Annotated in this window: 20 protein-coding genes; 12 read left to right on the forward strand and 8 right to left on the reverse strand. The window is 59.0% G+C overall.

Annotated elements, in window-relative coordinates:
* The first annotated feature begins 267 nt into the window (after window positions 1-267).
* The gene (locus tag C6Y56_RS22570; protein ID WP_169431704.1) at window positions 268-852 is read left to right on the forward strand and encodes a hypothetical protein; all 585 of its coding nucleotides are present in this window, start codon (window positions 268-270) and stop codon (window positions 850-852) included.
* Window positions 853-1,013: 161 nt separating this feature from the next.
* Here C6Y56_RS22570 and C6Y56_RS22575 read toward each other — a convergent pair whose 3' ends face one another.
* On the reverse strand, window positions 1,014-2,231 hold the full coding sequence (locus C6Y56_RS22575; RefSeq protein ID WP_007963976.1) for an argininosuccinate synthase: 1,218 nt from the start codon (window positions 2,229-2,231) through the stop codon (window positions 1,014-1,016).
* 129 nt (window positions 2,232-2,360) lie between these two features.
* Window positions 2,361-3,269 carry a flagellar protein MotY gene (locus tag C6Y56_RS22580; protein ID WP_169431705.1) on the reverse strand — a complete coding sequence of 303 codons (909 nt, stop codon included), beginning with the start codon at window positions 3,267-3,269 and terminating at the stop codon, window positions 2,361-2,363.
* A 160-nt stretch (window positions 3,270-3,429) separates the two neighbouring features.
* Here C6Y56_RS22580 and pyrC point away from each other — a divergent pair, with 160 nt between their 5' ends.
* Together pyrC and rnt are read left to right on the forward strand one after the other, a co-directional pair.
* The gene (gene pyrC / locus C6Y56_RS22585) at window positions 3,430-4,476 is read left to right on the forward strand and encodes a dihydroorotase (RefSeq protein ID WP_095190451.1); all 1,047 of its coding nucleotides are present in this window, start codon (window positions 3,430-3,432) and stop codon (window positions 4,474-4,476) included.
* A complete protein-coding gene (rnt, locus tag C6Y56_RS22590) occupies window positions 4,473-5,147 on the forward strand; it encodes a ribonuclease T (protein ID WP_007953196.1) in 675 nt (224 codons plus the stop codon). Before pyrC ends, rnt begins: the two co-directional genes overlap by 4 nt.
* An 88-nt stretch (window positions 5,148-5,235) precedes the next feature.
* On the opposite strand, the gene C6Y56_RS22595 is transcribed toward rnt, so the two are convergent.
* On the reverse strand, window positions 5,236-5,838 hold the full coding sequence (locus tag C6Y56_RS22595; protein ID WP_123588592.1) for a peroxiredoxin: 603 nt from the start codon (window positions 5,836-5,838) through the stop codon (window positions 5,236-5,238).
* 291 nt (window positions 5,839-6,129) lie between these two features.
* Here C6Y56_RS22595 and C6Y56_RS22600 point away from each other — a divergent pair, with 291 nt between their 5' ends.
* Both C6Y56_RS22600 and bfr read left to right on the forward strand, forming a co-directional pair.
* Window positions 6,130-6,348, forward strand: coding sequence for a bacterioferritin-associated ferredoxin (locus C6Y56_RS22600; RefSeq protein ID WP_007953193.1), 219 nt, complete (start codon window positions 6,130-6,132; stop codon window positions 6,346-6,348).
* A 199-nt stretch (window positions 6,349-6,547) separates the two neighbouring features.
* Window positions 6,548-7,024: a bacterioferritin gene (gene bfr, locus C6Y56_RS22605; protein WP_169431706.1), complete on the forward strand. Its 477-nt coding sequence runs from the start codon at window positions 6,548-6,550 to the stop codon at window positions 7,022-7,024.
* A gap of 106 nt (window positions 7,025-7,130) precedes the next feature.
* On the opposite strand, the gene grxD is transcribed toward bfr, so the two are convergent.
* The 3 genes from grxD to C6Y56_RS22620 all read right to left on the reverse strand — a co-directional run bounded on the left by grxD (window position 7,131) and on the right by C6Y56_RS22620 (window position 10,097).
* Window positions 7,131-7,472: a Grx4 family monothiol glutaredoxin gene (grxD, locus tag C6Y56_RS22610; protein ID WP_039765841.1), complete on the reverse strand. Its 342-nt coding sequence runs from the start codon at window positions 7,470-7,472 to the stop codon at window positions 7,131-7,133.
* Window positions 7,473-7,569: 97 nt separating this feature from the next.
* Window positions 7,570-9,675, reverse strand: coding sequence for a molybdopterin oxidoreductase family protein (locus C6Y56_RS22615; RefSeq protein ID WP_169431707.1), 2,106 nt, complete (start codon window positions 9,673-9,675; stop codon window positions 7,570-7,572).
* A gap of 131 nt (window positions 9,676-9,806) precedes the next feature.
* Window positions 9,807-10,097 carry a hypothetical protein gene (locus tag C6Y56_RS22620; protein WP_169431708.1) on the reverse strand — a complete coding sequence of 97 codons (291 nt, stop codon included), beginning with the start codon at window positions 10,095-10,097 and terminating at the stop codon, window positions 9,807-9,809.
* A gap of 392 nt (window positions 10,098-10,489) precedes the next feature.
* On the opposite strand from C6Y56_RS22620, the gene argF reads away from it, so the two are divergent.
* Window positions 10,490-11,410, forward strand: coding sequence for an ornithine carbamoyltransferase (gene argF / locus C6Y56_RS22625; RefSeq protein WP_169431709.1), 921 nt, complete (start codon window positions 10,490-10,492; stop codon window positions 11,408-11,410).
* Window positions 11,407-12,516 (forward strand): ABC transporter ATP-binding protein, encoded by a 1,110-nt coding sequence (locus C6Y56_RS22630; protein ID WP_169431710.1) that lies wholly within the window; start codon window positions 11,407-11,409, stop codon window positions 12,514-12,516. Before argF ends, C6Y56_RS22630 begins: the two co-directional genes overlap by 4 nt.
* Window positions 12,517-12,565: 49 nt before the next feature.
* On the opposite strand, the gene C6Y56_RS22635 is transcribed toward C6Y56_RS22630, so the two are convergent.
* Window positions 12,566-13,348, reverse strand: coding sequence for a PhzF family phenazine biosynthesis protein (locus C6Y56_RS22635; RefSeq protein ID WP_169431711.1), 783 nt, complete (start codon window positions 13,346-13,348; stop codon window positions 12,566-12,568).
* Window positions 13,349-13,437: 89 nt separating this feature from the next.
* Entirely contained in the window at window positions 13,438-13,908 is a 471-nt protein-coding gene (gene ybaK, locus C6Y56_RS22640) for a Cys-tRNA(Pro) deacylase (RefSeq protein ID WP_085709490.1), read from the reverse strand.
* 361 nt (window positions 13,909-14,269) lie between these two features.
* Here ybaK and C6Y56_RS22645 point away from each other — a divergent pair, with 361 nt between their 5' ends.
* The 5 genes from C6Y56_RS22645 to C6Y56_RS22665 all read left to right on the forward strand — a co-directional run bounded on the left by C6Y56_RS22645 (window position 14,270) and on the right by C6Y56_RS22665 (window position 20,700).
* On the forward strand, window positions 14,270-15,121 hold the full coding sequence (locus tag C6Y56_RS22645) for an MIP/aquaporin family protein (protein WP_169431712.1): 852 nt from the start codon (window positions 14,270-14,272) through the stop codon (window positions 15,119-15,121).
* 78 nt (window positions 15,122-15,199) lie between these two features.
* Window positions 15,200-16,702 (forward strand): glycerol kinase GlpK, encoded by a 1,503-nt coding sequence (gene glpK, locus C6Y56_RS22650; protein ID WP_169431713.1) that lies wholly within the window; start codon window positions 15,200-15,202, stop codon window positions 16,700-16,702.
* Window positions 16,703-16,941: 239 nt separating this feature from the next.
* Entirely contained in the window at window positions 16,942-17,697 is a 756-nt protein-coding gene (locus C6Y56_RS22655) for a DeoR/GlpR family transcriptional regulator (RefSeq protein ID WP_007953179.1), read from the forward strand.
* A 197-nt stretch (window positions 17,698-17,894) separates the two neighbouring features.
* Window positions 17,895-19,433 (forward strand): glycerol-3-phosphate dehydrogenase, encoded by a 1,539-nt coding sequence (gene glpD / locus C6Y56_RS22660; protein WP_169431714.1) that lies wholly within the window; start codon window positions 17,895-17,897, stop codon window positions 19,431-19,433.
* A gap of 340 nt (window positions 19,434-19,773) precedes the next feature.
* Window positions 19,774-20,700 (forward strand): glutamate/aspartate ABC transporter substrate-binding protein, encoded by a 927-nt coding sequence (locus C6Y56_RS22665; protein WP_169431715.1) that lies wholly within the window; start codon window positions 19,774-19,776, stop codon window positions 20,698-20,700.
* Window positions 20,701-20,878: the final 178 nt, after the last annotated feature.

The raw sequence follows: 20,878 nt of genomic DNA on the forward strand, positions 1-20,878 counted from the left end.
CTACAGAAAAGACTCATAAACGCCCAACAACAGACTAGATTAAATAAGCATTTAAACTTTCCGGACCTGCAATTCAAAAACCGGAAGCAATGAGATCTGCAAAGGGCAGATCAAACAAACAAAAAAACCGAAACAACATACCGATATCCATCCGACTATTTTTAATATAGATACCAGATACCGAACACTGAAATCACTTCGGCCGGACTCTACAAGCAGCGCCAATAACCAACATGACGAGAAAGCCCCTACCCATGAGTAAAGAACATGTTAAAGATCAATCAAAAAATCACCAACCCCATCACCGTCATTGCCATATTCGCTTTCATCTCAGAAACGTCTGCGGCGGTATCCTTGCCATTTCTCGACAATGCCGAACGTGAAATCTATATCTGGTTTTTGATCAGCTTCCCGTTCTATTTACTGTTCCTGTTCTTCATCACTTTGAACTTCAACTATCGTTCCCTGTATGCCCCATCGGACTTCGACAATGACAACAACTTCCTCAAGGCTTTTGAAGATACGGAGCCTCATTCATCCGAAGAACCATCAGATCGGGAAGAGCCGGAAATACATGTAATAAAACTGCCGAAACCCATGAGTACACTGTGCATCGGTTTTATTCGAGGAACGAACGCCGAATCTCAAATAGACTCGATGAAGAAAAAAATTCTGCAACCGATAAAGCACTCACCCAGAATACTCCTCGTTCTGGTCGATGATATGCCAGACACTTTCCCGAAAGAAAACATCATCAAATCGCTCAGACAAGGCAATAAAACAACAGGAACGACATACTGTATTATTTACGACATTCGCTCGCCGAATATCACGGTATCGGGAAAGATTTAAAGTGAGACAGGGGGATGAATATTACTTCAACGCAATATTCGAAGTCATAAAGATGAAAACAGGAACGCTGACCGGCAACGATCAGGTCAACAGAAGGGTATTGCGGCATGGCGGCCTTGTCACAACGACAAGGCCGCCATTTGACGTCAGTTCCGAGGGGCTCAGAACAGCTTGCGGCCTTTGTTGGCAGCAATACGCATGCGCAGCGCGTTGAGCTTGATGAAGCCTGCGGCATCGGCCTGGTTGTAGGCGCCGCCGTCTTCTTCGAAAGTCGCGATGTTGGCGTCGAACAGCGAATCGTCGGACTTGCGGCCGGTCACGATCACGTTGCCCTTGTACAGTTTCAGGCGCACGACGCCGTTCACGTTGACCTGGGAGGCGTCGATCATCTGTTGCAGCATCAGACGCTCAGGGCTCCACCAGTAACCGGTGTAGATCAGGCTGGCGTACTTCGGCATCAACTCGTCTTTCAAGTGAGCGACTTCGCGGTCCAGGGTGATCGATTCAATGGCGCGGTGAGCGCGCAGCATGATGGTGCCGCCCGGGGTTTCGTAGCAGCCACGGGATTTCATGCCGACGTAACGGTTCTCGACGATATCCAGACGGCCGATACCGTGTTGGCCGCCGATCTTGTTCAGGGTCGCCAGTACGGTGGCCGGAGTCATTTCGACGCCGTCCAGCGCGACGATGTCGCCGTTGCGGTAAGTCAGTTCCAGGTACTGCGGGGTGTCGGGAGCCTTCTCCGGGGAGACGGTCCAGCGCCACATGTCTTCTTCGTGCTCGGTCCAGGTGTCTTCCAGCACGCCGCCTTCATAGGAGATGTGCAGCAGGTTGGCGTCCATCGAGTACGGGGATTTCTTCTTGCCGTGGCGCTCGATCGGGATCGCGTGCTTCTCGGCGTAGTCCATCAGTTTCTCGCGGGACAGCAGGTCCCACTCGCGCCAAGGGGCGATCACTTTCACACCAGGCTTGAGCGCGTAGGCACCCAGCTCGAAACGGACCTGGTCGTTGCCCTTGCCGGTCGCGCCGTGGGAAATGGCATCGGCACCGGTTTCGTTGGCGATTTCGATCAGACGTTTGGCGATCAGCGGACGCGCGATGGAAGTACCCAACAGGTACTCGCCTTCGTAAACGGTGTTGGCACGGAACATCGGGAACACGAAGTCACGCACGAATTCTTCGCGCAGGTCGTCGATGTAGATTTCTTTGACGCCCATGGCCTGAGCCTTGGCGCGAGCCGGCTCGACCTCTTCGCCCTGACCCAGGTCAGCGGTGAAGGTCACGACTTCACAGTTATAAGTATCCTGCAGCCACTTGAGGATCACCGAAGTGTCCAGGCCGCCGGAATACGCCAGAACGACCTTGTTTACGTCCGCCATGCCATCACTCCACGGGGTTCTACGGAAAGCCGAGGAGTCTACCGCTCAAACGCGATAATTTACAGAGGCGCGACAGCTTAAGACGACAAAGCGACAGAATCTGTCGAGAGCGCGACGATGACCGGCAGGTCAGGAAGTCGCCGCTGCGTTGGCCGGCGTACTGGCTTGAGGCGCTGGAGCAGTGACCGGGGCCACCCGGGCCAACTTCACGCTGACCCGACGGTTCTTCGCCCGGTTGGCGGCATTGGTGTTGGGGACCAGTGGGTATTGCTCACCGTGGAAACGCACAGTGATCTGCGATTCGGCGATGCCGTTGGCCTTGAAGAAATCGACCACCGCCAGCGCGCGACGGCGCGACAACTCACGATTGGTCAGACGATTGCCGCTGTTGTCGGAGTAGCCATCGAGCTCAATGTGATTGACCGTAGGATCGGCCTTCATGAACTCGAGCATCACTTGCAGTCTGGCTTTCGCGGCAGCGTCCAGATCGGTGCCCTCGCCCGGAAAGCCGACCTGCGAGTTTTTGACCTGATCGAAATTCTGCGGGAGCAGTTTCGCCACACAGGTCTGATAGTCGTTGAACGCCTTGCTGAACTTGACCGGCAGCAGACGCACTTCGGAGACCCGTCCATCCCCGGAGGCACGTCGCACCACCGGGCTGCGACCTTCCAGCAAACCACTGATCAACCCGCCGGCCTGCGACTGCGAACTGTTGAACAGCACGTTGCCGGTGCCAATCCTGACGCTGCCCAGATTGATGTCATTGCGTCCCGGCTGCCAAGGCGCTGCCGCCGCCAGCAAGGTTGCCGAACCGCCGCCCAGCATCGCGTTGTAGGCGTTCAGGCGAAAAATCGCCTGCTCGCCGGCCTTGCGCACGAACTGGCCCGAGCCGAAGTCGGTGATCGGCTGCGTCAGGCGGCATTCGAACTTGTCGCCTTCGACCGTCCACTCAATGTTCTCCAGACGGGTCTGGTAGGTCAGTGCCATCGCGGGAAGACTGGCAAACACACTGAGCAAGACTAAATAACGCTGGCGCACGGGAGGCTCCATTGGCTTCTACAACAAAAAAGACCGATACATACGTGTTTACGGCATACCTATGGGATATCGGACGCTCGTCGCAAAACTTGATAGCGAGTGCCTGCAAGAGTCTTTTCCGGTAGCATTCGCCTCAGTTTGACCCGCCTGGAATCCCCTCATGTCCGACCGCCTGACCCTGCTGCGTCCCGACGACTGGCACATTCATCTTCGTGATGGTGCCGTGTTGACCAATACCGTTGCAGATGTTGCGCGCACCTTTGGTCGCGCCATCATCATGCCCAACCTGGTACCTCCGGTGCGCAACGCCGCTGAAGCCGACGGCTATCGCCAGCGGATTCTCGCTGCCCGCCCGGCCGGCAGTCGTTTCGAGCCGTTGATGGTGCTGTACCTCACCGACCGTACCCAGCCCGAAGAAATTCGTGAAGCCAAGGCCAGCGGTTTTGTCCACGCGGCCAAGTTGTACCCGGCCGGCGCCACCACCAACTCCGATTCCGGGGTCACCAGCATCGACAAGATCTTCCCGGCGCTGGAAGCCATGGCCGAAGTCGGCATGCCGCTGTTGATCCACGGTGAAGTCACCCGTGGCGACGTCGATGTGTTCGACCGCGAGAAAATCTTCATCGACGAGCACATGCGTCGTGTGGTCGAGCGTTTCCCGACGCTCAAGGTCGTGTTCGAACACATCACCACCGGTGATGCCGTGCAGTTCGTCAACGAGGCTTCGGCCAACGTCGGCGCGACCATCACCGCGCATCATCTGCTGTACAACCGCAACCACATGCTGGTGGGCGGGATTCGGCCGCACTTCTATTGCCTGCCGATCCTCAAGCGCAACACCCACCAGGAAGCCCTGCTCGACGCCGCCACCAGCGGCAGCGCGAAGTTCTTCCTCGGCACCGACTCGGCGCCGCACGCCCAGCACGCCAAGGAAGCCGCCTGCGGCTGCGCCGGCTGCTACACCGCGTACGCCGCCATCGAGCTGTATGCCGAAGCCTTTGAACAGCGCAATGCGCTGGACAAGCTCGAAGCATTCGCCAGCCTCAACGGCCCGCGTTTCTACGGCCTGCCGGCCAACACCGACCGTATCACCCTGGTTCGTGAAGAATGGACCGCCCCGACCAGCCTGCCTTTCGGCGAGCTGACCGTTATCCCGCTGCGCGCCGGTGAAAAACTGCGCTGGCGCCTGCTGGAGGAACACGCGTGAGTGAAGACCATTTCGACGACGAACTGGACGGTCAAGGTGGCGGCGGCTCCCGCCATCCGATGGCAGCACGCTTTCGCGGCTACCTGCCGGTTGTCGTCGACGTAGAAACCGGTGGTTTCAACTCGGCCACCGATGCGTTGCTGGAGATTGCCGCGACCACCATCGCCATGGATGAAAAGGGTTTCGTCTACCCGGATCACACCTACTTCTTCCGCGTCGAGCCGTTCGAAGGCGCCAACGTCGAAGCGGCGGCACTGGAGTTCACCGGGATCAAGCTCGATCACCCGTTGCGCATGGCCGTCAGCGAAGAAACGGCCCTGACCGACATCTTCCGTGGCGTGCGCAAGGCCTTGAAGGCCAACGGTTGCAAGCGGGCGATCCTGGTCGGCCACAACAGCAGCTTCGACCTGGGCTTCCTCAACGCCGCCGTTGCGCGGCTGGACATGAAGCGCAATCCGTTCCACCCGTTCTCCAGCTTCGACACCGCGACCCTCGCCGGCCTGGCGTACGGTCAGACCGTCCTGGCGAAAGCCTGTCAGGCAGCCGATATCGATTTCGATGGCCGTGAAGCGCATTCGGCGCGTTACGACACCGAAAAGACCGCCGAGCTGTTCTGCGGCATCGTCAACCGCTGGAAACAGATGGGCGGCTGGGAAGACTTCGACGACTGATCTTCGTCGGACTGCTTCCGAGCATGAAAAAACCGGCCACATGGGCCGGTTTTTTTGTACCTCGCTTTCTGTACCTGAAGCGTGCGCCTTACAGGGCAGCAGCGTTCTCGGTCAGGTAAGCCGCAACGCCTTCTGGCGAAGCGTTCATGCCTTTGTCGCCTTTTTTCCAGTTGGCAGGGCAGACTTCGCCGTGCTCTTCGTGGAATTGCAGAGCGTCGACCAGACGGATCAGCTCTTCCATGTTACGGCCCAGCGGCAGGTCATTGATGATCTGCGAACGGACAACGCCTTTGTCGTCGATCAGGAACGCGCCACGGAACGCCACGCCACCTTCGGACTCAACGTCGTAGGCCTTGGCGATGTCGTGCTTCATGTCGGCTGCCATGGTGTATTTCACCTGACCGATGCCGCCATTGTTGACCGGGGTGTTACGCCAGGCGTTGTGGGTGAAGTGCGAGTCGATCGAAACGGCGACCACTTCAACGTTGCGCGCCTTGAAATCAGCCATGCGGTTGTCCAGAGCGATCAGCTCGGACGGGCAGACGAAGGTGAAGTCCAGCGGGTAGAAGAACACCAGGCCGTATTTGCCTTTGATGGCCGAGGACAGGGTGAAGCTGTCAACGATCTCGCCATTGCCGAGTACGGCCGGGACGGTGAAGTCAGGGGCTTGTTTGCCTACGAGTACGCTCATTGATATCTCCTGGTGTAGAAACTTGAAGTTCAGGGTCCGCGCCAGCCTGCCACCCTCAGGCGACAGCCCTGTGACACGAACCCCCTTCGCAAGGGCCGACCATCATACACTGCGTTTTTCGACTGTCCTCAAAGGTTTTTCGCGAAATCCCGGCTGGCATTCAGCCATGCACCACCGTTCGTCAGTCACAGGCGTTGGCGATGAAAACCACTGGGAAAGCACTTTGACAATCATTCTCGTTAACATTAAGATCCATCGCAATTGAGTCACAACCAGCGACGGTTCTCACTTATGTATGTTTGCCTCTGCACTGGCGTCACCGACGGACAGATCCGCGAAGCGATCTATGAAGGTTGCTGCAGCTATAAAGAAGTCCGTCAGGCCACCGGCGTCGCCAGCCAATGCGGCAAATGTGCGTGCCTGGCGAAGGAAGTGGTCCGTGAAACCCTGACCAAGCTGCAAACCGCCCAGGCTGCGATCCCCTACCCGGCAGAATTTACCGCCGCGTAATTATCACGAATTCGAAGAACCGGACTTATGTCCGGTTTTTTTATGCCTGAAAATCAATTGCTTAGCGTCTAGACGCGGAACACAAACATTCTTATTCAGATTAATTTTCATTTATTATTCAATAACTTAGGTTTGACACTTATAAATACCCAGCTCAAACTCTGCCCTATATACCGCTACTTAGGGCAGGACTCCCACCATGAAAGGCGACGTAACAGTCATCCAGCATCTCAACAAGATCCTTGCCAATGAGCTGGTCGCGATCAATCAGTACTTCCTGCATGCGCGCATGTACGAAGATTGGGGCCTGAACAAGCTGGGCAAGCACGAGTACCACGAATCCATCGACGAGATGAAGCACGCGGACAAGCTGATCAAGCGCATCCTGTTCCTCGAAGGCCTGCCGAACGTCCAGGACCTGGGCAAGCTGCACATCGGCGAGCACACCAAGGAAATGCTGGAGTGCGACCTGCGTATCGAGCGCACCGGTCACGCCGACCTGAAGGCAGCCATCGCTCATTGCGAATCCGTTGGCGACTTCGGCAGCCGCGAACTGCTTGAAGACATTCTTGAGTCCGAAGAAGAACACATCGACTGGCTGGAAACCCAACTCGGCCTGATCGATAAAGTCGGTCTTGAGAACTATCTGCAATCGCAGATGGGCGACGACGAGTGATTAGCCAGCGCTAAACACGAGATACAAAAAAGCCCCGCCCTCTTTCAAGAGGCGGGGCTTTTTATTGCCCGGACTTCAGACTCGCCGAAATCCAGGCTGAAACCAATCAGGCTTCGGACTTGGCCGCAGCAGCCTTGGCGGATGCTTCCTTGACCAGGGTCTGCAGTTCACCGTTGGCGAACATTTCAGCCATGATGTCGCTGCCACCGACCAGTTCACCGGCTACCCACAGTTGCGGGAAAGTCGGCCAGTTGGCGTACTTTGGCAGGTTGGCACGGATTTCCGGGTTCTGCAGGATGTCGACGTAGGCGAACTTCTCGCCACAGCCCATTACAGCCTGCGCAGCTTTCGCAGAGAAGCCACACTGCGGGGCATTCGGCGAGCCTTTCATGTAAAGCAGAATGGTGTTGTTGGCAATCTGCTCTTTAATCGTTTCGATGATATCCATGGAGCACCTCGGCTGAACTTTCCGACTCATGGGTCGGCACGGTGGCGCATTGTAACGGAATCCCGAGCGCCCTGCTCGGTCTCCCCGACAGACTTGCTCAAGCCGCCGCCACCGTCACCGGCACGCCGTTGAGCGCCGCATTGCCTGACAGCTCGTCGAGCTGGCATTCATCGGTCAGGTCATTCGCGCTCGAGCCCGGCTGGCCACTGGCAATCGCCATCTGCACCCCCGGCCGGGCATGGCCCCAGCCGTGGGGCAGGCTGACCACGCCCGGCATCATGTCCGCACTGCCGAGCACCTCGACCTCGATCTGGCCGACCCTTGAACTGACCCGCACCAGTTGACCATCACTGAGCCCGCGACTGGCGAGATCCTCCGGATTCATCAACAACTGATGACGCGGCTTGCCCTTCACCAGTCGATGATAGTTGTGCATCCACGAGTTGTTGCTGCGCACATGACGGCGACCAATCATCAACAGTTCACCGGCGGCCGGCGCCTGCAAAGCAGAGAAACGCGCCAGGTCGGCGAGAATTTCCGGCGGCGCGGCCTGAACGCGTTGATTGGCGGTCTTCAATCGCGGTGTCAGGTTGGGTTTCAGCGCTCCCAGATCAACGCCGTGGGGATGATCGAACAGCGTCGCCAGCGACAATTTGTGTTCGGACGCATCGCCATAGGCGCCCATGCGCAACCCCATGTCGATCATCTTCGCCGGCGGCATCGTCGGTTTCAGCTCCTTGCCGGTCTTCGCCGCAAAGGCCCTGGCCAGGCCGACGAAGATTTCCCAGTCGTGCAGTGCGCCTTCAGGTTTGGCGAGAATCGCCCGGTTGAAACGGGTGACGTTGCGCACCGCAAACAGGTTGAAGGTGGTGTCGTAGTGATCGTTCTCCAGCGCCGAGGTCGACGGCAGGATCAGGTCGGCATAGCGCGTGGTTTCGTTGATATACAGGTCGACACTGACCATGAACTCCAACCCGTCCAGCGCCTGCTCCAGTTGCCGGCCGTTGGGCGTGGACAGCACCGGGTTGCCGGCGACGGTGATTAACGCGCGGATCTGTCCTTCACCTTCGGTGAGCATTTCTTCGGCCAGTGCCGAGACCGGTAACTCGCCGCCGTATTCAGGACGCCCCGAAACACGGCTCTGCCATTTGTTGAAGTGCCCGCCTGAAGTCGATGCCACCAGATCCACCGCAGGCTCCGTGCACAGTGCACCGCCAACCCGATCGAGGTTGCCGGTCACCAGGTTGATCAACTGCACGACCCAATGGCACAGCGTGCCGAAAGCCTGAGTGGAAACACCCATTCGACCGTAGCAGACGGCGCTCGGCGCAGCGGCGAAGTCCCGGGCCAGTTGGCGGATCTGTTCGGCGGGAACGGCGCACAACGGGCTCATGGCCTCGGCGGTGAAACCCGCCACCGCCGCGCGAACCTCATCCAGACCGTCCACCGGCAAATGACTGCCTCGAGCCAGCCTCTCATCGAACAGCGTGTTGAGTACACCAAACAACAACGCCGCATCGCCGCCGGGGCGCACGAACAAATGCTGATCGGCCATCGCCGCCGTCTCGCTGCGCCGGGGGTCGACCACCACTACTTTGCCGCCCCGGGCCTGAATAGCCTTCAGACGTTTCTCGACATCCGGCACGGTCATGATGCTGCCGTTGGACGCCAGCGGGTTGCCACCCAGGATCAGCATGAAATCCGTGTGATCTATATCCGGGATCGGCAGCAGCAAACCGTGGCCGTACATCAGGTAGCTGGTCAGGTGATGGGGTAATTGGTCGACAGAAGTGGCCGAGTAACGATTGCGGGTTTTCAGCAGCCCCAGAAAGTAATTGCTGTGGGTCATCAGCCCGTAGTTGTGCACGCTGGGGTTGCCCTGATACACGGCAACCGCGTTCTGACCATGACGCTCCTGAATGGCCGAGAGCTTTTCGGCTACAAGCTCGAACGCTTCGTCCCACTCGATCGGCAGCCATTCACTGCCGACCCGACGCATGGGCTGGCGCAGACGATCCGGATCATTCTGGATGTCTTGCAGCGCCACGGCTTTGGGGCAGATGTGCCCGCGACTGAAGGTATCCAGTGCATCGCCCTTGATCGAGGTGATCTGCACCTGGCCGTCGGTTTCTGTGGTTTCGATGGTCAAGCCGCAGATGGCTTCACACAGGTGGCAGGCACGGTGATGGAGAGTCTTGGTCATGGCCAGTCTCTGTCTTGTTCTGGGCAGGCAAGCACGCCTGCGGGAACAAAACTATGGCGCGTGGCCGGGCGCCGCGCCAGCGACGTTCGTCTTGTGAATCGGCGGCCATCAGGCCGGCCGATAGACCCGCTTCAGTTCGCCGGAAGCTGTGGCGGTGCGGCCAGCTGGATTTCCTGGATGGTCTCGATCTGCTCGTGCGCGACGTGCACGCCGGTGAGTTCGCCGATCAATCGCCAGTGCTCATCGAGTCCGGCGCTAATGGTGGCCATGCGATCGATCATATGGCGGCCGGCCGTCTTGACCACTTCGTCTTCACTGCGCAGCAGTTCGAAGGACATTGAAGTGACCGATGCGGTCAGATGAGTCAGTGAGCGTGCCGTGTGGCCCAGCAATTCCATTAACAGTTTTTCTTTCGATTCCATGCGGGGGCTTCCTGCGTCGCTCGTGAGTTATTTATAACCCAGCACTTTGCTTTAGCAAATGTTTCAGATCTGACATCCGACCAGCGAATCCATGGCTGACCAGTCGCAAACCGACCAGACCTGTTCCATCCCCGCCCCGCCTGATTGCCAAGCCGTGCGGCGTCAGTGTACAAAGGTCTGGAACCCGGCTCCAAACCGGCGCTTCGAGTGACCTCGTCACCCCCGCACAATCCGCAAAAATCGCAGCCTATTGGAAAAACGCGACATTTAGTGTCAATATCGCGCCTCCCCCTATTTCGTCGCCCCGTGCGGCTTACGCCGCAGGTCTCGCCCGTTGTTCCGATAAACAAGGCTTTGAGCATCTGCGGTTTGTAGCAAAAAGGTAGTCAATGATGAGCGCAAGGCACTTTCTCTCCCTGATGGATTGCACGCCCGAAGAGCTGGTCAGCGTGATCCGTCGAGGCGTTGAGCTCAAGGACCTGCGTAACCGCGGCGTACTGTTCGAGCCTTTGAAAAACCGCGTCCTGGGGATGATCTTCGAGAAATCCTCGACCCGTACCCGGATCTCCTTCGAGGCCGGCATGATCCAGCTCGGTGGCCAGGCGATCTTCCTTTCGCCGCGCGACACCCAACTGGGCCGTGGCGAGCCCATCGGCGACTGCGCCATCGTCATGTCGAGCATGCTCGATGCGGTGATGATCCGTACCTTTGCCCATAGCACCCTGACCGAATTTGCCGCCAACTCCCGCGTGCCGGTGATCAACGGCCTGTCCGATGACCTGCACCCGTGCCAGTTGCTGGCCGACATGCAGACCTTCCTCGAATACCGTGGCTCGATCCAGGGCAAGACCGTGGCCTGGATCGGCGATGGCAACAACATGTGCAACAGCTATATAGAAGCGGCGATCCAGTTCGACTTCCAGTTGCACGTGGCCTGCCCTGAAGGCTACGAGCCAAATCCCGAGTTCGTGGCCCGGGCCGGTGATCGCGTGACCATCGTCCGCGACCCAAAAGACGCCGTGCGTGGCGCGCACCTGGTCAGCACCGATGTCTGGACCTCCATGGGCCAGGAAGAGGAAACCGCCAAGCGCCTGAAGCTGTTTGCGCCGTTTCAGGTCAACCGCGCCCTGCTCGACCTGGCTGCCGATGACGTGCTATTCATGCACTGCCTGCCCGCCCACCGCGGTGAGGAAATCAGCCTCGACCTGCTCGATGACCCGCGCTCCGTCGCCTGGGATCAGGCAGAAAACCGTCTCCACGCACAGAAGGCCCTGCTCGAGTTCCTCGTCGAACCGGCATATCACCACGCATGAGTCATGAATTACTGCTGAACCTGCGCAACCTCGCTTGCGGCTATCAAGATCAACGTGTGGTGCAGAACCTCAATCTGCACCTCAACGCCGGCGACATCGGTTGCCTGCTCGGCTCGTCCGGCTGCGGCAAGACCACCACCCTGCGCGCCATCGCCGGTTTCGAACCGGTGCACGAAGGGGAAATCCAGCTCGGCGGGGAAACCCTCTCCAGAGCCGGTTTCACCCTCGCCCCGGAGAAGCGCCGGATCGGCATGGTGTTCCAGGACTACGCGCTGTTCCCGCACCTGAGTGTCGCGGACAACATCGCCTTCGGCATTCGCAAGCACCCGAACAAGGAGCGCGTCGTCGAAGAACTGCTGGAACTGGTCAACCTGAAGAACCTCGGCAAGCGCTTCCCGCACGAACTGTCCGGCGGCCAGCAGCAACGTGTCGCCCTCGCCCGCGCCCTGGCGCCGGAGCCGCAACTGCTGCTGCTCGACGAGCCGTTCTCCAACCTCGACGGCGAACTGCGACGCAAGCTCAGCCATGAAGTGCGCGACATCCTCAAGGCCCGTGGCACCAGCGCAATTCTGGTGACCCACGATCAGGAAGAAGCCTTCGCCGTCAGCGATCACGTCGGCGTGTTCAAGGAAGGCCGGCTGGAGCAGTGGGATACGCCTTACAACCTCTATCACGAACCGGCGACACCGTTTGTTGCCAGCTTCATTGGCCAGGGCTATTTCATTCGCGGCCAGCTCGGCAGCCCGGAATCGGTGCACACCGAACTTGGTGAACTGCGCGGCAATCGCGCCTACACCTGGCCGGTCGGTGGCGCGGTGGATGTGCTGCTGCGTCCGGACGACATCGTTTACGCGCCGGACAGCGGGCTGAAAGCACGGATCGTCGGCAAGACATTCCTTGGGGCTTCGACCCTGTATCGCCTGCAACTGCCGACCGGCGCTCAACTGGAATCGATCTTCCCGAGCCATGCTGACCATCAGATCGGTGCTGATGTCGGGATTCGTGTGGCGGCGGAACATCTGGTGCTGTTCCAGGCGTCCGGCAGCACCGCTGCGCAGATTCCCGCTGTGGAAAACGGCGTTCGTCGCTACAGCACCGCGCACTGATCTGCCGACAAATAATGAGGGAGCCTGATGGCTCCCTTGTTTTTTGCTCTCAGCCCAGCATTAATGTGCCGCTGGCAACCAGGGTCGCATGTCCGCCGATCTTCACCCGCTCGCCTTCCAGCCGACAGAACAACTCCCCGCCCCGCGACGAACGCTGGCAAGCCGTCAGGCTCGATTTGCCCAGCCGTTTGGACCAGTACGGGATCAGGCTGCAATGGGTCGAGCCGGTCACCGGATCTTCATTGATGCCAATGGCAGGAGCAAAATAGCGCGAGACGAAATCATGCTGATTGCCCCGGGCCGTGACGATGGCACCGAGCCAGGGCAGTTTGGCCAGGGCGACCATGTCCGGCGTGCAATCGAGCACCGCCTGCTCCGACTCGAGCACCACGAACAGTTCGTTGGAACCCAGCACATCCACCGCCTGAACGCCCAACGCTCGCTCGACATCCAGTGTCACGCCGATTTCCGAAGGGGTGATGGCCGGAAAATCCAGCCACAATCGGTTACCTTCCCGACTCACACTCAACGGCCCGGACTTGCAGATGAACTCCAGACGCTCGGCCGTTTCCTTGTAAATCTCGAACAGCACATACGCACTGGCCAGGGTCGCGTGACCGCACAACGGCACCTCGGTGGTCGGCGTGAACCAGCGGATGTGCCAGGCCTGACCTTCGCGCACCAGAAACGCGGTTTCCGCCAGGTTGTGCTCGGCGGCGATCTTCTGCATCAAGTTGTCCGAGAGCCAGGCGTCGAGCCGATAGACCATCGCCGGGTTGCCACTGAACGGCCTATCGCTGAATGCGTCGACCTGATGAAACTCGAGCTGCATAACCTTCTCCCCGTGTCAGTCGAAAGAGCATGACGCTACGGCTCGTTCATCGCCAGTGACAGAGCCGGTCAATTTTTCTCATACAGAACTCAGGCGCGACCAATGTCGGCGAACTTCGCCTGGGTGTGCTCGGCGAGAACCGCGGGCGCCAGTTCGACCTCCAGCCCGCGTCGACCGGCACTGACATAAATGGTCGCAAACCCCTGGGCGGAATTATCAATAAAAGTGCGCAGGCGCTTTTTCTGTCCCAGCGGACTGATGCCGCCCAACAGGTAACCGGTGGAACGTTGCGCAGCGGCCGGGTCGGCCATTTCGACTTTCTTTACTCCGGCCGCGTGGGCGAGCCCCTTGAGGTCGAGACTTCCGACGACCGGCACCACCGCCACCAGCAATTCACCTTTTTCACTGGCCGCCAGCAGAGTCTTGAACACTTGTGCCGGCTCCAGCCCCAGTTTTTCCGCGGCCTCCAGCCCGTAGGACGCCGCTTTCGGGTCATGTTCGTAACTGTGCACGCGATGTTCGGCACGAACTTTTTTCAACAAGTCCAACGCAGGGGTCATGGCAGCTCCAGGCTCGGCAGTAACAAAAAAACCTGCGCCGGATTCTAGGCCATCGCCAAGCAAAAGGCTCTATTGCGCGCCACGTTTCCCGCGGCTTGCAGGCTGACAGTCGGATTGCCCGGCGAGTGCCCCGCAGGATCATTCACCTGACTGATAGTTTATTTGTGACTGACGGTTCACTTTCGACCTTTGACAGCTTTGTTTCTTGTCTATATTTTTTCGAATCTGAATAATGTAAGAATTATGGTCACCGCAGCAACCAGCAGTAAACCGGGAACAGGATGGGGATCCTGCCCCGGCGAAAATCGCGCCTTGCCCTGTCGGCAAACGCGCCAGACAACAACAAAAACCGAGGTTTTCAATGACAACTGCGTTACAGCAACCATCGCTCTCGAGCCAGTGCCTGGCCGAGTTTCTGGGTACTGCACTTCTGATCTTCTTCGGTACAGGCTGCGTCGCGGCGCTCAAGGTCGCGGGCGCCAGCTTCGGTCTGTGGGAAATCAGCATCATCTGGGGCGTCGGCGTGAGCATGGCGATCTACCTCACCGCCGGGGTTTCCGGTGCGCACCTGAACCCTGCCGTCAGTATTGCCCTGAGCATTTTTGCCGACTTCGAAAAGCGCAAACTGCCGTTCTACATCCTTTCACAGATTGCCGGCGCCTTCTGCGGCGCGCTGTTGGTTTACACGCTGTACAGCAACCTGTTCTTCGATTTCGAACAGACTCACCATATGGTTCGTGGTTCGGCCGCCAGCCTGGAACTGGCGTCGGTGTTCTCCACCTTCCCGAACCCTGCGCTGTCGACGGCCCAGGCGTTCCTGGTCGAGGTGATCATCACGGCGATCCTGATGGGCGTGATCATGTCCCTGACCGACGATAACAACGGCCTGCCGAAAGGCCCGCTGGCGCCGCTGCTGATCGGCCTGTTGATTGCCGTGATCGGCAGCTCGATGGGCCCGCTGACCGGTTTCGCGATGAACCCGGCCCGCGACTTCGGTCCGAAACTGATGACTTTCTTCGCAGGCTGGGGTGAAATTTCCTTCACCGGCGCACGTGAAATCCCGTACTTCCTGATTCCGATTTTTGCACCGATTGTCGGTGCCTGCCTCGGCGCTGCCGGGTATCGCGGTCTGATTGCCCGTCACCTGACCGGCGCCACACCTGCTACAAAGGATGCAGAACCGGCCATTGACGGCAAACCAAGAACTTCTTGAAACAAGTCGGCGCGGGTTCCTGCCAATCCGAGCCTGCGCCACGGCCCACTCTCCCTTATTTCGTCCAAGGCAATCGACATGACCGACATTCAGAATAAGAACTACATCATTGCCCTCGATCAGGGTACGACCAGCTCCCGTGCGATCATTTTCGACCGCGATGCGAACGTGGTCTGCACCGCGCAGCGCGAATTCGCCCAGCATTACCCGCAAGCCGGCTGGGTCGAACACGACCCGATGGAAATCTTCGCCACCCAGAGCGCGGTGATGGTCGAAGCGCTGGCCCAGGCCGGTCTGCATCACGATCAGGTGGCCGCCATCGGCATCACCAACCAGCGTGAAACCACCGTGGTCTGGGACAAGACCACCGGTCGCCCGGTCTACAACGCGATCGTCTGGCAATGCCGCCGCAGCACCGAGATCTGCCAGCAGCTCAAGCGCGACGGCCATGAAGACTACATCCGCGACAACACCGGTCTGGTGACCGACCCGTACTTCTCCGGCACCAAACTGAAGTGGATCCTCGACAACGTCGAGGGCAGCCGTGAACGTGCGCGCAACGGCGAACTGCTGTTCGGCACCGTCGACAGCTGGCTGATCTGGAAATTCACTGGCGGCAAGGTCCACGTCACCGACTACACCAACGCCTCGCGCACCATGCTCTTCAACATCCACACGCTTGAGTGGGACGCGAAGATGCTGGAGATCCTCGACATCCCGCGCGAGATGCTGCCGGAAGTCAAAGCCTCCTCGGAAATCTACGGTCGTACCAAGAGCGGCATCGCCATCGGCGGTATCGCCGGCGACCAGCAGGCCGCGCTGTTCGGCCAGATGTGCGTGGAGCCGGGCCAGGCGAAAAACACCTACGGCACCGGCTGCTTCCTGCTGATGAACACCGGCGACAAAGCGGTGAAATCGCAACACGGCATGCTCACCACCATCGCCTGTGGCCCACGCGGCGAAGTGGCTTACGCACTGGAAGGCGCGGTGTTCAACGGTGGCTCGACCGTGCAGTGGCTGCGCGATGAGCTGAAAATCATCAACGACGCCCACGACACCGAATACTTCGCCAATAAAGTGAAGGACAGCAACGGCGTCTACCTGGTGCCAGCCTTCACCGGCCTCGGCGCTCCCTACTGGGACCCGTATGCCCGTGGCGCGCTGTTCGGCCTGACCCGCGGCGTGCGTGTGGATCACATCATCCGCGCCGCGCTGGAATCGATCGCCTACCAGACCCGCGACGTACTCGACGCCATGCAACAGGACTCCGGCGAACGCCTCAAGGCCCTGCGCGTGGACGGCGGTGCGGTAGCCAACAACTTCCTCATGCAGTTCCAGGCCGACATCCTCGGCACTCAGGTCGAGCGCCCGCAAATGCGCGAAACCACAGCGCTCGGCGCGGCTTACCTGGCCGGCCTGGCGTGCGGTTTCTGGGGCAGCCTGGAAGAACTGCGCGGCAAGGCAGTGATCGAGCGCGAGTTCGAACCGAGTCTGGACGAAGCGGCCAAAGAGAAGCTCTATAAAGGCTGGAAAAAAGCCGTCAGCCGTACCCGTGACTGGGAACGCGAGGACGCTGAATAAGCCAGTCTGAGGACTGACTAAGGCTGGTCCAAACAGCGTGAAAGCGTAGCGAGCGAAGGCAAGACAAGGCAAAAACAGGCGAGGACGCGGAGTTTACGGGTTTGTAAATGAGCAGTCCGAGCCTGTTTTTAACGCAGGATTGCCGAGCGCAGTAGCTTTCACGTTGTTTGGAAACTGGTCGGGAGGAGATTCCTGCGTCATCATGGGCAAATTTTGCACGGCAGCCCAAAGGAAGCCCCATGAATCTGCCTCCCCGTCAGCAGCAAATCCTCGAGCTGGTCCGCGAACGCGGCTATGTGAGCATCGAGGAAATGGCCACGCTGTTCGTTGTTACCCCGCAAACCATCCGCCGCGATATCAATCAACTGGCGGAAGCCAATCTGCTGCGTCGCTACCATGGCGGCGCCGCTTATGATTCCAGCGTCGAAAACACCGCCTATGCGATGCGCGCCGATCAGATGCGCGATGAAAAACAACGCATCGGTGAAGCCATCGCCGCGCAGATCCCCGATCACGCCTCGCTGTTCATCAACATCGGCACCACCACCGAATCGATTGCCCGCGCCCTGCTCAATCACAGCCACCTGAAAATCATCACCAACAACCTGCACGTCGCCTCGATGCTCAGCGCCAAGGATGATTTCGATGTGCTGCTGACCGGCGGCAACGTGCGTCGCGACGGCGGCGTGGTGGGTCAGGCCAGCGTGGATTTCATCAATCAGTTCAAGGTCGACTTTGCACTGGTGGGCATCAGCGGTATCGACGAAGACGGCAGCCTGCTCGACTTCGATTACCAGGAAGTGCGGGTGTCCCAGGCAATCATCGCCAATGCCCGGCAGGTAATTCTGGCGGCGGACTCCAGCAAGTTCGGGCGTAACGCGATGATCCGCCTCGGCCCGATCAGCCTGATCGATTGCCTGGTGACCGATCAGCAACCGGTGCCGGCCCTGGCGCAATTGCTGAGCCAGCACAAGATTCGCCTCGAAGTCGTTTAACCCTCTCCCGCAGAAGGCGCCTGCACTGGCGCCTTATGCACATCTGATGTTCGAATATTTTCCTTTCCCCGCCCTTCGATGAGTTTTTTCAATCGAAGTCGACTGGCTGCGCGCGTCTTTATGGGCTACCATTTTCGCAAATGAACATTCATGTTCGATTTCCAAGACAGAAAATCAAAAGAGCCCGAGGCCAGCCGATGTCCACATCTACCTTGCGTACGCCCCCTATCTCCGAGATCTACGACATCGCCGTCATCGGCGGCGGGATCAATGGCGTGGGGATCGCAGCGGATGCCGCCGGTCGCGGTCTCTCGGTGTTCCTTTGCGAAAAGGACGACCTGGCCAGCCATACCTCATCGGCCAGCAGCAAGCTGATCCACGGTGGTCTGCGCTACCTCGAACATTATGAATTCCGTCTGGTGCGCGAAGCCTTGGCCGAACGCGAAGTGCTGCTGGCCAAGGCCCCGCACATCGTCAAGCCGATGCGTTTCGTGCTGCCGCACCGCCCGCACCTGCGTCCGGCGTGGATGATCCGTGCTGGCCTGTTCCTCTATGACCACCTCGGCAAGCGCGAGAAACTGGCAGGCTCGAAAAGCCTGAAGTTCGGCGCCGACAGTGCATTGAAAAGCGAAATCCGCAAAGGCTTCGAATACTCCGACTGCTGGGTCGACGACGCCCGTCTCGTGGTGCTCAACGCCATGGCCGCCCGCGAAAAAGGCGCCCATGTGCACACCCAGACCCGTTGCGTCAGCGCCCGCCGTGCCAAGGGCCTGTGGCACCTGAACCTGGAGCGCGCCGACGGCAGCCTGTTTTCGATCACCGCCAAAGCGCTGGTGAACGCCGCCGGCCCGTGGGTCGCCAAGTTCATCCGTGACGACCTGAAGATGGAATCACCGTACGGTATCCGACTGATCCAGGGCAGCCACATCATCGTGCCGAAACTGTACGAGGGCGATCACGCGCACATCCTGCAAAACGAAGATCAGCGCATCGTTTTCACCATTCCGTACCTGAACAATCTGACGCTGATCGGCACCACCGACCGCGAGTACACCGGCGATCCGGCCAAAGTGGCAATCACCGACGGCGAAACCGATTACCTGCTGAAAGTGGTCAACGCCCACTTCAAGAAGCAGATCGGCCGTGACGACATCCTGCACACCTACTCGGGCGTACGTCCGCTGTGCAACGACGAGTCCGACAATCCTTCGGCCGTGACCCGCGACTACACCCTGGCGCTGTCCGGCAGCACCGAAGAAGCGCCGTTGCTGTCGGTATTCGGCGGCAAGCTGACCACCTACCGCAAGCTCGCCGAGTCGGCGATGGCACAACTGATGCCGTTCTTCACTCAGATGCGCCCGAGCTGGACCGCCAGCGCCACCCTGCCGGGCGGCGAAGACATGACCACGCCGCAGGCCTTGAGCGCGCTGATTCGCGACAAGTTCGACTGGGTACCGACCGAAATCGCCCGCCGCTGGGCCACCACCTACGGCAGCCGCACCTGGCGCATGCTCGAAGGCGTCGACACCCTGACCGACCTGGGCGAACACATCGGCGGCGGGCTCTACACCCGTGAAGTCGACTACCTGTGTGCCGAAGAGTGGGCCACCACCGCGCATGACATCCTGTGGCGCCGCAGCAAACTGGGGTTGTTCACCACCCCGGCCGAGCAGGAAAAACTCGCGGTGTACCTGAACAAGGTCGAGCAGAACCGCAGCAAGATCGAAGCGGCCTGATTCGTTCGTCGCCGAACAAAAAGCCCCTGAATCGAAAGATTCAGGGGCTTTTTGCATTCAAGCTGAAACAAGGCGCATTGAAGACGTTCGGTTTTCCGAATGCGACCTGACGGTCAATTCGGTTAACCGGATCAGATTCATGGAAAAACACCATCACAAAACTTTAATAACGTTATAAATCAATGCATTAACGCCTATCGACTGGTCTGGCACGACTCATGCTCTACACTCCTTCGACGAATGCCTGTTGCGCCAGCACAACAGGAGCCGTCAGGCATTCGAAGTACAAAAGGGCCCGCTCAACCGGCTCCATAAAAAAAACAATGTCGAGGAAAATTTGATGCGCATCGTTCCCCATATCCTGGGCGCAGCCATTGCTGCCGCTCTGATCAGCACACCAGTTTTCGCTGCCGAGCTCACCGGCACCCTTAAGAAGATCAACGACTCGGGCACCATCACCCTCGGGCATCGTGACAGCTCCATTCCCTTCTCCTACATCGCCGATGCTTCGGGCAAACCCGTGGGCTACTCCCACGACATTCAGGTCGCTATCGTCGAAGCCCTGAAAAAAGACCTGAACAAGCCTGACCTGAACGTCAAGTACAACCTGGTCACCTCGCAGACCCGTATCCCGCTGGTACAGAACGGCACCGTGGACATCGAGTGCGGCTCCACCACCAACAACGCCGAACGCGCCCAGCAAGTCGCCTTCACCACCAACATCTTCGAAATCGGCACCCGCCTGCTGGTCAAGAAAGACAAGGAAGGCAAGCCGTCCTACGCTGACTTCGCCGACCTGAAAGGCAAGAACGTCGTGACCACCGCTGGCACCACCTCCGAGCGCATCATCAAGGCGATGAACGCTGACAAGCAGATGGGCATGAACGTCATCTCCGCCAAGGACCACGGCGAATCCTTCCAGATGCTGGAGAGCGGCCGCGCCGTCGCCTTCATGATGGACGACGCCCTGCTGGCCGGCGAAGAAGCCAAGGCCAAGAAGCCGGACGACTGGGTCATCACCGGTACTGCACAGTCCTTCGAAGCCTACGCGTGCATGGTCCGCAAAGACGACCCGGCTTTCAAGAAGGCTGTAGACGACGCCATCGTCGCGCTCTACAAATCCGGCGAGATCAACAAGATCTACAGCAAGTGGTTCGAGAGCCCGATCCCGCCGAAGGGTCTGAACCTGAACTTCCCGATGAGCGATAAGGTTAAAGAGCTGATCGCCAATCCGAGCGACAAGCCTGCGCCAGACGTAAAAATCTGACACTGATCTAACCTTGTCACCTGAGGGAGCCAACCCTCCCTCGGGCGACAGTTAATACCTGCTGGTTTCAACTGGAACACTCGACCTGGTGGTTTTCGAGCCGATCGCGTGTGCCTGACGTTCAACGTCAGACGGGAAAGGATCTTCCCCAGGCGGGCACTTGTACATCGATCGAATC

Origin of the sequence: Pseudomonas fluorescens (genome assembly GCF_012974785.1) — a bacterium.
In the GTDB taxonomy this organism is placed as follows: domain Bacteria; phylum Pseudomonadota; class Gammaproteobacteria; order Pseudomonadales; family Pseudomonadaceae; genus Aquipseudomonas; species Aquipseudomonas fluorescens_BT.